This is a genomic window from Burkholderia sp. YIM B11467, from assembly GCF_052952715.1.
On the sequence record NZ_JBQVSQ010000005.1, the window covers coordinates 523,095 to 534,288 of the forward strand.

The window sequence follows — 11,194 nt, forward strand, 5'->3', positions numbered from 1 at the left end:
AGGGCGCAGGTTTCGTCGGACGGAAGAGCAGAAACGCCGCTGCCGGCCAACCGGACGCCCCCACCCGGCACTCGACGATCGAGTGCTTGAAGAGTGCGCGGCGCAGGGCAGCGCACCGGAGTTAGCTTCGCTGAGGTGAGGACATGATGCTGTTCGACGATTTGAGAGATAACGAGTGGGCGCTGGTCGAAGGTCTGTTTTGCTCGGAACCCGCACGGAGTGAGCGACGCGGCCGTCCCCGCGTGGAAGCCCGCTCGGTGGTAAATGCCGTGCTGTGGGTGCTGTCGACGGGCGAAGGCTGGTCCAAGCTGCCGGGACGCTATCCGTCGCCGCCGACCTGCCGCCGTCGCTTCGACGAATGGCAGGCGGACGGCACGCTCGCCGAAATCGTGAAGCGACTCGGCACGAGCGGCCGGCAGATTTCGCTGCGCGGGCGCATCGGCGCAAGCGCCGCGAAGCCGCCCGCACCGCCGAGCCGCGACCGGCTGCGCGGCGCCTTCTGGACCAATCCGGAATCCTGGCGCGCGCCCGTCAAGATGGCGTAACGAATGCTCGATCGGGCGGCTTCGGCCGCCCGGTTTCTTTCCGCGACGCGATCTTTTCGCGACGCCTGCATTGCCATCGATTACCGTTGTCGTGCCGCGATACATCTATTTACCATTATTTACAGCAAGCCTGCACTCCCACGCTTACCTTAGCGATATATCAACAGGCCGCGTCGACGGCTTGAAGGGAGCCCCGCCATGAAAACAATGTCACTGCTCGTCGCATGCGGCATTGTCATTTCGCTGGCGCTGACCGCTCCAGTTCACGCCGATGATCGCGTGAAACCGCCCCATCACCAGCAGGATCACCGGAATACCGTCCGCCAGCCGCCGTCCGCTGCGCAGTCGGGCCGGCAGACCGTGCCGCGCGGCGACCTGCGCGGCGACATTGCCAGCAACGCGCGTGCGCGCATCAGCTCGCAGCCGGCCGACATGCCGCGTCATCCGTAGAACTGCGAACTTCAGGATTTCATCAAAGAAAATGCCCGCTTTCGGGAACTGCGCCGCATGCGACGAGTCACATCGTTGCCATGAGCACAGCGTGGCAGCAGCAAAAGTATCCGGTACGCCCGTATCCTCGCGATACGGGCTTTTTTTTGACGTCGCCGGCTGTGCGGCGACGCCCGAGCGGGATGTGCGCCGCTACAGGCGGCTTTCGAGAATCGCCACGGCGCTCGCTTCGCTCAATGCGTAGTCGTCCATACGGCGATCGGTCCAGGAAAGTAATTTCTCGTCACGTTCGAGGCGCGAAAATTCGGCTCGACCGTTATCGGTCAGCACCGCGATGTCGACCGGTGCGTGGAAACCCGGCGCAGGGGCAACGGTCTTCTGCCTGACCGTGTCCATCAGCCCGAGCGACCGGAGATATTCGAACACGCCCGGGCGGCGTGCCCACGGAACCTGGCGGTACTGCACTCGTCTCAATGCGTCGAGCACCGCTTCGTTGGAATACGTGGCCATCTCGATTCTTTCTTAAAGTGCAGCGACAATGCGAAGCGGCGCGCCGGGCGGGGTCTCCGCCCGCCGATACCGCCACCGGTTCTGGGGGCCGACGTTCGGCGTCGCATCAGGGCCGGATCATCAGCCGTCCATAAAAAGACACCATACCCCAATCAAATTGATTCTGTTCGATTCATTTGTACTTCTCTTCATCTGTTTCATGCTCTGCCGCAAGCGGCGGCGAACCATCGCGATCGCCGCCGTTGCGCTGTTCTGGCTGCTCGCGACAGGCTGGCTCGCGGCACCGCTGATCGCCTGGACCGAGGCGGGCGTCACGCCGGTCGAACACCCTGACATGCGCGGGCGAACCACGCTGATTCTCATCGGCGCCGGAACGCGTCATACCGACACCGGGCTGCGGCCGCCACCCGACGGAGTCGCGCGCATCCACAAGGTTGCGGCGCTCTATCGCATGTGCCGGCAGCAGGCCGAGCGCTGCACCGTGGTGATGTCGGGCGGCGACCCGCAGCACCACGGCGAAACCGAGGCGGCCGTATACGGCCGCCAACTCGTGGCGGAAGGCGTCGCCCCCGCCGACCTCGTTCTCGAACCGAACAGCCGCACGACCTACGAAAATGCGAAATTCACTGCGTCTATACTACGCCCACAGTATGACGACGCACGCATTCTCGTCACGTCGTCGTACCAGATGCGCCGCGCCTTGCTCGATTTCCGCCGTTTCGGCCTCGATCCGCAGCCTGTTTATGCGAATCTCCGGCGCGCGCAGACGGGCTGGCTGCCGCGCTGGCGCAATTTGGCCAACGCCGAGCAAGCGCTGCACGAACTGGTCGGCATCGCGCAATTCCACGTCTATCGATGGCTCGGATGGTTCTGACGACTGCACGGAAACGGCAGCGGAAATGGCGGCGCCAATCAGGATGGCAAGCGCGTGACGAAATTCACAAACTGTTGCGCGACTTCAACGGGGCCTTGCGTTGCGCCTCGATCCGATGCACATTGATCCGTCACTTTTGTTACACTCGACACGCACTCGATTGCAGTCGCCAGACAAAACGGCAACACTCGGGTTCATCACCACTTAGCGGAGGTAAAGCAATGAAGAAGACGTCCCTGGCTATCCTGGTAGCGATGTCGGCGCTGACTGGCGCAGCGTATGCGCAAGAGAGCACGGAAATCAAGACCATTACCGATCCGGCCAAGATCTCCGAGATCGAGCAGCGCGCGCAAGCCCTGCAACAGCAGCAAGCGGCCGAGGCCGCTCAGCCGGCGATGCAAGAAGAGCATCACCACGGCAAGAAGGCTGCTCACCACAAGGCAGCGGCGAAGAAGGCCGGCAAGAAGGCCGCCAAGGCCGCAGACGCTGCCAGCCAGTAAGTTCGGCGGCACCGCACAAGTAAAAAGCCGAATCCGGGCAACCGGGTTCGGCTTTTTTGGTTGCGGTGCCCGTGCGCTGTGCTAAAGTCGCGCACCGAAATTTTCCACCCGTGCGCACCCCGGTGCGGAGGACAGCATGAGCAACATTCAACTCGACATCGAGTGGACCGAAGCCGCCACTCGCCAGATCAAGCAACTGATGCCCCGCGGCTCGGCCGACGCGTTTCTCGCGCTGCCGCCGATCGAGTGCCTGCCGATGGAGGGCGACGTGCTTTTCCTCGGCCCGCAAGGCAAGCAGCAACCGTTCATCGTTGCCGAGCGCCAGTATCACCACGACGGCGACGCCGACTGGACGATCATCCTGATCCTCGACGTACCCGGCACGTCGCACTGACGCGCCGCGGCGACCGGATACGTCCGGTCGCCCCACCCTGCTCAGACGAGCTTCGACAGCACGCGGATTTCGGAACGTTCGATCCAGTCCGCGGCCGCTTCGCGATACGCGAGAATGTGCGCGGAACGCGCATGGGCGGCCAGCGCCTCCTCGCTCTCCCAGCGCTCGACGAATACGAACCGCGCGGGCTCCTTCAGGTCCCGATGCAGGTCGTACTGCAATGCCCCCGCTTCGTTGCGGGTCGGCTCGACGATCCCTTCCAGCGCGGTGCGCAGTTTTTCCTCGGCGCCCGGCTTCGCCACGATCAGCGCCACGACTGCAATTTCCGCCATTCCCGACTCCTTCTTTGAGAAAAGTCCGAGAATACGCGAATCACGCAGCGGCCGCGCCGATGCGCGGCTGTACGACGGCCCCAAAAAAATAGCCCGCGCTTCAGAGAAGCGCGGGCGAAACCGTCGCCCTACGAGGATAGGCGACGGGGCCATCGAGATCCGCACGCTGGCGCGGATCGTCATCAGTTGCGCCGGCGCTTGTCGCACCGGCATTTGAAGACGTCGATACCGTTGATCTGGCGCTCGCGGCGCACACCCGGTACCTGACGCTGTCCTCCCTGCTCTAACGATTCCAACATATAAAGCAGGTTGCGTGCCAGGCCTTGCACGCCAATCACGCCGTTGATTTATAAGGACAATTTCCTCACCCACGCCAATATGACGCGTGCGCTGCCGCCGTAACGCGCGGATGTTACGTAACGTCACGAGGAGGGACCGAACCTCTCGCACATGTGCGCGCCGGCGAGCGGCCATGAAAAAAGCCCGCCAGATGGCGGGCTTTTCGCGGGTGCGGAGAAGCGTCGAGATCAGCGGAGCTGATTCACGAGCAGCCCCATGATCTGGCGAGCCGCTGACGACGTGTCGAGCGCGCCCGAATCGTCGATTACCGCGACGCGCGTCTGGTCGGCCGTGAGCGCCTTCACGTTGACGCGGTACTGCTTCGCCTGCTTTTCCTTCTTGCCGTGGAACAGCTGGCTCCAGAAGCCCTGTTCGGCCGAGGTCAGATCCTTCGGATCGACGTAGCGCACGAAATACAGGCCCTTCGAGCGATCGCGATCGTCGACCGTGAAGTTCGCGCGATCGAGCGCGAGACCGACGTGCAGCCACGACCGGTCGTACGGTTCGCCCAGCGTGACTTCGGACGGCACCGCGGCCGCATCGGCGGCATCGCTGCCTTGCGCCGACGTGCGCGACACGTTCTGCGCGGCAATCGCGGCGGCAGCCTTCGACGATGCGTCGTCGTCGGCCTTCTTTTCCTTCGGCACCACGTTGTCCTTGATGTTCGCGATCGGCGGTTCGCCGTTTTTCGCGCGCTGCTCGTTCTGCGCGAGCACCGCCATCAGCCGCTTCAGGTATTCGGTCTCCAGCGCCGGATCGTTCGGCTTCGGTTCCCACTTGCTCGAATCGTTGTTCGAGCCCGTGATCGCCTCGCGCATTCCCTTCTGGCTGATGAACACGTAGGTGCCGCCGTTCGGCGCCGAATCGAGACGCGTGCGGTACTTGTTGCGCTCGGCCGTCACGTACGAGTTGCCCATCGCCTTCGAGATCACGCTGCGGATCAGGCCGTCGTTGATCTGCGGATGGGTTTCGTTCCAGTCGGTTTCCATCACGCCCTTGTCGCGCTGGTCGACGACGAGCAGGAAGCCCTGCTCCTGCCAGAAACGGCGGACCTGCGGCCAGATGTCGGCCGGCTGCTTGCCGTCGATCACGAGCCAGCTCTCGGTGCCGTCGCGCTGGATGTGCATGCCGGTCACGGCCGGAGCGACGGTGTCCAGGGCGGGCGCCGCCTTCTGGACCTGCTGTAGCGCAGACAGGGAAGTCGCGCCGCCCTGGGGCGGCAGCGAACGCTGATCGGCCGTCTCGTCGAGCATGTTGGGCGGCACTGCGAGCGACGCTTCTTTCGATTTCGAATCGCTCTTGTAGTCCACTTTCGTGGGCGACGACGTACCGCAACCGGCAACGAGCGCGCCGGTGGCGAGCACTGCAGCGAACCGCATGGTAAGACGAAGATCAGTCATGTTCGGGGAATCCTCTTCCGCTAAATCACGGCGCTTTCCGTGGATCAACCTTGGATTTTACCGGGGCCGCGCCGCGATGTGCAAAAAAGCGACCGGCAAGAAAAAACCCGCGTCAGCCTAAGCCGACGCGGGTTCTTGTCTGGTCGGGGCGAGAGGATTTGAACCTCCGACCACCTGCACCCCATGCAGGTACGCTACCAGGCTGCGCTACGCCCCGAAAGAAGAAAAGTATAACAGACACTTTTCCTATTTAGAATCGGGTCGCATGCATTTTGTGAATGTTCTTGTGAAATTTTTTGGCGTGACGGCACCGATACGGGCGCGGACGCCCCTGCCAGCACGACCTGCGCCCCGACTGCACGGCTCGCGCCCCACACTCACCGATTGCGCGCGATGCAGATGACCGTCAGGCCGGCAACGCGGTTGAAGCGGAACATCGGCAACTCGATACGACAGATCATCTTGAGCAAGCCGTTGACGAGCGGATGGTGGCGGCGCAATTGCGACGCCGGCTCGCGCGGATGCGGGCGCGCCCGCTCGCCCAGCCGCAATGCCGCCGCAAGCGGGAACGTGAGACCGAAGTAGTAGGCGCCACGCTCGACGTCGAGCCCCGCACGACGAACCACATCCTCGAGACCGCCGAGCGTATAGCGGCGCTTGTGCTCGAGAAAATCGTCGTGCCCGCTCCAGAGGAACTGGAACGCCGGAACCGTGATCAGGAACCGGCTGCCCGGAGGCGCCCCTGCCACATACTGCGACAGCAGCCCGACGTCGTCGTCGACATGCTCGAGCACGTCCATCAGCAAAACGAGATCGGCATCGAATCGGTCGACGGACCGCCGGAAATGGATGGGCTTGCCGGCCGCCTCGCCATCGGTATCGTCGGCGTAGCTCGTATCGACGCACCACGCTTCCGTCGCCTGCGTGCGTTCGAGCAAATGCTTCGAGAAAAAACCGGAGCCGGCACCGACGTCGAGTATCCGGTTCGCGCCCGACGCGCCGAGGAACCGGCGGATCGCGCTCGCCTTCGACGCGTAGTACCAGTGATCGCCCACCCCCGCACCCAATACGTCGACTTCCTTCAGATCCATGGCGCTTCCCCGTGATGGCTACCGTGCTTTGTTCGATCCAGCCACTGATGCCGATCTTACTCGCCGCCGCCGCCGATCGTAACCGTCAACGATACGCGGCCCGCGACGGCAACCCGCATTCTTCCCTAATCGAAAAGGACGATGGCCGCTTCGCCGCACATCGCTACCGTGCGGTTACCCGGCGCGACATCGATGCGCACGGCCAACCGTCCGACTGCATGCCGATCGATCCGGCCCGCCCCGGCTTTGCCGCGTCGCGCGCGATACAGGGAGCGGCTTCGGTCACCACCGCGGTCGCGACTTCTTGTAATCGTCTTCGACAAAGGGCATTGAATGCATCAGAAAAACGAAATCTCCCGTCGAGATTTTCTCCGGCTGGGTGCCGGCACGATCGGCGTGGCACTGGGGAGCACGTCGCTTCTGTCCGCATGCGGCGGCGACTCGATTTCGGTCGCGCCCGTCACGACGCCACGACTGAGTTCGGCGTCGAACTTTCGCGACACGGCCGGACCGAACGGAACCGGCTATGTGACGGCCAGCGGCGCGACGATGAAGAAAGGCCTGATCTATCGGTCGTCCGCGCTCGCGTTGTCCGCCGCCGACGTCGGCACCGTCGGCACGCTGGGCATCAAGCAGGTCTGCGACCTGCGCACGCCCGCCGAGATCAAGACGCAGCCTGATGTGCCGCTGGCCGGCGCGACGTGGCAAAACCTCAACGTGCTGGGTGCCGCCAGCATCGACCCGCTTCCGACCACCGGCGCAACCGCGACGGCCTTCATGCAGAGCATGTACCGGGCGTTCGTGACGTCGGACACCGCGCATGCGAGCTATCACGCGCTATTCACCGGGTTCGCCGGCGCCGGCGAAAACCTGATCTTCCACTGCACGGCCGGGAAGGATCGCACCGGCTGGGCGACCGCCATCCTGCACACGATCCTCGGCATCCCCCAGCAAACGATTCTCGCCGACTACCTGCTGACCAACGTCTACAGCGCCTCCACCATCGCCGCGTCGGTTGCCCAGGCTCAAAAAGCCGGCGGGCAAAATGCGGCAGACCTGATGACCGCGCTGCAAGGCGCTCACACCGATTATCTGCAGGCGGCGTTCGACCAGGTCACGGCGTCGTACGGCTCGATGACGTCGTACATCGACAACGGCCTGCAACTCGACCAGGCAACGCTGAGCGCCATCCGGCAGCGCATGCTGATCTGACCTGGCCCACGGGCGACCGCGACGGGGCCGGATCGCACGCGGCGTTCGACCGCACCGGCCAAGCGCGTCGCGAATCCGGTGAAACCCGCTCCGGCCAAGGCTGACGGCGGGTTTGTCCGGTCGTCTCGAAACGCGCCTGCCGACGGTCCGCACCAACCAAACGACCGTTTGATCCGGTCACCCGGCCAGCCCGAATCCATTGTCCCGCAGCGCGCCGGCTCGCCGCGCCCGCGCGCCCGTTGTTTGGTAACGCCGCTCTAGCGCGCTATGACACACTGCACCGCATCGACGCTCGCGCCGCGCGTTGGCGCGCACCGCCGTCGATCACGACAAGACATGGAGACAGACGATGCGGAATGCGGTCCGGCGCGGCCATCGCTCGCCTTTGGCAATTTTCGACTGGATTTCCGGCCCGCGACGCGCGGCCGCCCCGGTCGGGTACAAGACAACCCGCGTATTCGGCTGTGGCGCGCTTGCGCTTGCGCTCGCGCTGCTCTGCGCCGGCTGTGCAGAATCGTCCGCGCAACGCGACGGCAACCCGCCGGTCGCGTCGACGAAGATCGAACGCACCAAAGCCGAACGCCTCGCCCGCGAGCAGCAGGTCGCGCGCGCCGTACCGTCGCTCGCGTCGATCAGCCTCACGCAACCGCGCCCGTTTTCGCTGCGTGACTCGGGCCAGAACGGCGCAATGACGTTCCTGCGTGACGTCGATTTCCGCATCGTCAACAACCTCGGTTTCTTCATCCACCAGTTGTCGGCCACGCTCGTGCCGACACAGGCCGGTGCGCCGATCGTGTTCGACGATCCGACGAGCTTCGAGATCGACGTGCACCAGGGCACGGTCACGCTCGACAATGCGAAGCTGACCGCCCTCTTCAATACTTATATCTTCGGCTACCGCAACGCGCCGCTGCGCAACCTCGCGGTATCGGCCGGCGACGGCGTGATCCATCTGCAAGGCGAAATGCAGCGCGATGGCTGGGTGCCGTTCTCGCTGACCGGCACGCTCGCGATCCGCGACGGCAGCCAGCTCGTGTTCCACCCGACCGGCGTGCGCGTATCGGGCATCAACGCACAGCCCGTGATGCGCGCGGCCAACGTGAAGATGGCCGACCTGCTGAAAGTCCAGACGCCGATCGCGCGGCTCGCCGGCGACGATCTCGTGATGTCGGTCGACAAGCTGATGCCGCCGCCGCGCCTGAAGCTCACGATCACCGCGTTGCGCGTGACACCGGCCGGCCTCGACCTGACGCTCGACGACGGCACGCATGCCGGCTTCGCGATGCCCGCGAACGCACCGCAGCAGGCAATGGTCATTCGCGGCGGCGACGTGAAGTTCATGCGCTCGATGCCGATGAACGCGGACATCCTGATCGGTCCGGTCGATCCGGCGAAACGCGACCAGACTTTCGTGTTCGATCTGTATCACTATCGCGACCAGGTCTCGGCCGGCTACTTCAATTTCGACGAAAACGGTGCGATGGCAATCCGGATGCCTTCGTACACGGGCCCGGCCAGCGGCGCGCTGCTCGGCAACGCAGCCGCGCGCCTGAACGACAGCTTCCTCGCCACACAGCAGAATGCGCTGCGCGACGTGCGCCAGCACTGGGAAGCCTACGCGCTCGCGGCGGACACCGTGCGACCCGGGATGCAGAAGGTCGCGATGCGGCGCTCGTCGACCACGCCGTTCAACGAGCGCCACGTGTCGAACCGCAACCCGACGATCCATCTGCGCAACGTCGACTTCAACCTGTCCGGCGACATCGGCTTCCATGTCGAGGATCTCGACGTGGAACTCGTGTCGAAGCGGCCCGGCGAACCCGTCGATCTCGACGATCCGAACCAGTACGACATCCGCATTCTCGGCGGCACGGTCGTCGAGTCGTGGAAGGCGATGTCCGCGCTCTTCAACAACTACCTGCTCGACTACTCGCCGCGTTCGCTGAACGACCTGCAACTGAGCGCGGACGGCCAGAACCTGCGTGTCCAGGGCGGCATCAAGCTGTGGAATCACGTGCCGGGCGTCTGGCTGCCGACCGACATGAAGGGCTCGCTGACCGTGCTCGACGACCGGCACCTCGCGTTCAAGCCGGCCCAGGTGTCGGTGCTCGGCATTCCGCAGGCAAAGCTGCTGCGCTCGCTCGGCATCGAGCTCGCTTCGCTGACGCCGCTGCAGCGGCGTGGCGCGGAACTGCGCGGCGACACGCTCGTGCTCGACCAGTACACGGTGTTCCCGCCGCCCGTGCTGAACGGCAAGCTCGGGCAAGCAACGGTCGAGCGCGACGGGCTGCGCCTCACGTTTCGGCGCGCGGCGGGCGCGCCCGCGCCGAAGCGGCCGCAGATCGATGCGCCGAGCTACATGTGGATGGAAGGCGGCGACATGAAGATGTTCAACGTGCTCGAACTGAACGTGCGCGCGCTGATCCGGAATTCGGCCGAGGCCGGCCCGATGCGTTTCGACCTGTACGGTTACCGCAGCCAGGTCGCGCAGGGCTCGGTGCGAATGCTGCCGGACGGCACGCTGGTCGTCGACATGGGACAGAAGAATCCGCTCGCATCGCGCTGATGCGCATGCGCGACACGCATGAAAAAAGCCCGGTGGCGCTTCGCCAACCGGGCTTTTCATTTGATGCTTCGGGCTTCGTTCTTCGCGCTCAGTCGTGCTTCAGTCCGTCGATCACGTCGAGCAATGCCTGCCGCAACGCAACGACATCGACGGTGGCGCCCGGCTTGCCCGGCACGCGCGCGTCGGCGACCTGAACGTCCTGCTCGACGGGCGCTGCCGCCGCGGCACGCTCGCCGCCCGGCGAATCGAGCCGGTTGCGCGCGCCGTTGATCGTGAACCCCTGCTCGTACAGCAACTCGCGGATCCGCCGGATCAGCAGCACCTCGTGATGCTGGTAATAGCGACGATTGCCGCGCCGTTTCACCGGCCGCAGCTGAGTGAATTCCTGTTCCCAATATCGCAGTACATGCGGCTTGACCCCGCACAGTTCGCTGACTTCACCGATCGTGAAGTAGCGCTTCGCGGGAATCGGAGGCAAGACGACTTTCTCAACCGTAGTGGTCATCGTCGGTTAACCGTCGGTAAAGGGTGCGCGGCGGCCGCGCGGAGACGTCAGCGCGCGGAGTGTTACTCCGTGCCGTTTTCGACCAGCGCCTTCAGCTTCTGGCTCGCGTGGAAGGTTACCACCCGGCGTGCCGCGATCGGAATAGCCTCGCCCGTCTTCGGATTGCGGCCCGGGCGCTGCGGCTTGTCGCGCAGCTGGAAATTGCCGAACCCCGACAGCTTGACGCTTTCGCCGTTTTCGAGCGCGTCGCGGATGACTTCGAAAAACGCCTCGACCATGTCCTTCGCTTCACGCTTGTTCAGCCCGACGCTGTCGAACAGCAGCTCCGCCAGTTCCGCCTTCGTCAGCGTGGGCGTCTCGGTGGACGCCGGCGCCGAAGCGTCGCGGTTCATGGCGCTGCGTTGCGCCGTCAGGAGGGCTTCGAATTCACTCGAGGTCATGTCGTTCATATCTGCCATACAGCGCGTTAAATCAAA

12 protein-coding genes, 1 tRNA gene and 1 pseudogene are annotated in these 11,194 nt (G+C 64.4%); 7 read left to right on the forward strand and 7 right to left on the reverse strand.

Annotated features, from left to right (window positions below; all coding sequences use genetic code 11):
• Positions 1 to 146: 146 nt before the first annotated feature.
• Positions 147 to 542: pseudogene (locus ACTRWB_RS20760) on the forward strand (transposase); the annotation flags it as partial.
• 201 nt (positions 543 to 743) lie between these two features.
• Positions 744 to 995: a hypothetical protein gene (locus ACTRWB_RS20765; RefSeq protein WP_446903101.1), complete on the forward strand. Its 252-nt coding sequence runs from the start codon at positions 744 to 746 to the stop codon at positions 993 to 995.
• A gap of 192 nt (positions 996 to 1,187) precedes the next feature.
• On the opposite strand, the gene ACTRWB_RS20770 is transcribed toward ACTRWB_RS20765, so the two are convergent.
• On the reverse strand, positions 1,188 to 1,505 hold the full coding sequence (locus tag ACTRWB_RS20770; RefSeq protein WP_446903102.1) for a hypothetical protein: 318 nt from the start codon (positions 1,503 to 1,505) through the stop codon (positions 1,188 to 1,190).
• Positions 1,506 to 1,662: 157 nt separating this feature from the next.
• Between ACTRWB_RS20770 and ACTRWB_RS20775 the strand changes: the two genes are divergently transcribed.
• From ACTRWB_RS20775 to ACTRWB_RS20785, 3 genes are all read left to right on the forward strand, one after another.
• Positions 1,663 to 2,379 (forward strand): YdcF family protein, encoded by a 717-nt coding sequence (locus ACTRWB_RS20775; RefSeq protein WP_446903103.1) that lies wholly within the window; start codon positions 1,663 to 1,665, stop codon positions 2,377 to 2,379.
• 221 nt (positions 2,380 to 2,600) lie between these two features.
• Entirely contained in the window at positions 2,601 to 2,879 is a 279-nt protein-coding gene (locus ACTRWB_RS20780; RefSeq protein WP_011351789.1) for a hypothetical protein, read from the forward strand.
• Positions 2,880 to 3,015: 136 nt separating this feature from the next.
• Entirely contained in the window at positions 3,016 to 3,273 is a 258-nt protein-coding gene (locus ACTRWB_RS20785; protein WP_034184019.1) for a hypothetical protein, read from the forward strand.
• Positions 3,274 to 3,314: 41 nt separating this feature from the next.
• On the opposite strand, the gene ACTRWB_RS20790 is transcribed toward ACTRWB_RS20785, so the two are convergent.
• From ACTRWB_RS20790 to ACTRWB_RS20805, 4 genes are all read right to left on the reverse strand, one after another.
• Positions 3,315 to 3,605: a putative quinol monooxygenase gene (locus ACTRWB_RS20790; protein WP_089467938.1), complete on the reverse strand. Its 291-nt coding sequence runs from the start codon at positions 3,603 to 3,605 to the stop codon at positions 3,315 to 3,317.
• Positions 3,606 to 4,132: 527 nt separating this feature from the next.
• Positions 4,133 to 5,344: an outer membrane protein assembly factor BamC gene (gene bamC, locus ACTRWB_RS20795; RefSeq protein ID WP_129514390.1), complete on the reverse strand. Its 1,212-nt coding sequence runs from the start codon at positions 5,342 to 5,344 to the stop codon at positions 4,133 to 4,135.
• A gap of 140 nt (positions 5,345 to 5,484) precedes the next feature.
• A tRNA-Pro gene (locus ACTRWB_RS20800) sits at positions 5,485 to 5,561 on the reverse strand.
• 160 nt (positions 5,562 to 5,721) lie between these two features.
• Complete coding sequence (locus ACTRWB_RS20805; protein WP_446903104.1) at positions 5,722 to 6,435, reverse strand: class I SAM-dependent methyltransferase; 714 nt, start codon at positions 6,433 to 6,435, stop codon at positions 5,722 to 5,724.
• Between the two features lie 333 nt (positions 6,436 to 6,768).
• On the opposite strand from ACTRWB_RS20805, the gene ACTRWB_RS20810 reads away from it, so the two are divergent.
• On the forward strand, positions 6,769 to 7,647 hold the full coding sequence (locus tag ACTRWB_RS20810; protein WP_446903105.1) for a tyrosine-protein phosphatase: 879 nt from the start codon (positions 6,769 to 6,771) through the stop codon (positions 7,645 to 7,647).
• Between the two features lie 349 nt (positions 7,648 to 7,996).
• Entirely contained in the window at positions 7,997 to 10,213 is a 2,217-nt protein-coding gene (locus ACTRWB_RS20815) for a hypothetical protein (protein WP_446903106.1), read from the forward strand.
• Between the two features lie 88 nt (positions 10,214 to 10,301).
• Here ACTRWB_RS20815 and ACTRWB_RS20820 read toward each other — a convergent pair whose 3' ends face one another.
• Complete coding sequence (locus ACTRWB_RS20820) at positions 10,302 to 10,718, reverse strand: MerR family transcriptional regulator (protein WP_193098219.1); 417 nt, start codon at positions 10,716 to 10,718, stop codon at positions 10,302 to 10,304.
• A gap of 62 nt (positions 10,719 to 10,780) precedes the next feature.
• Positions 10,781 to 11,167, reverse strand: a complete 387-nt coding sequence (locus ACTRWB_RS20825; RefSeq protein ID WP_046545481.1) for an integration host factor subunit alpha — start codon at positions 11,165 to 11,167, stop codon at positions 10,781 to 10,783.
• Between the last annotated feature and the right edge of the window lie 27 nt (positions 11,168 to 11,194).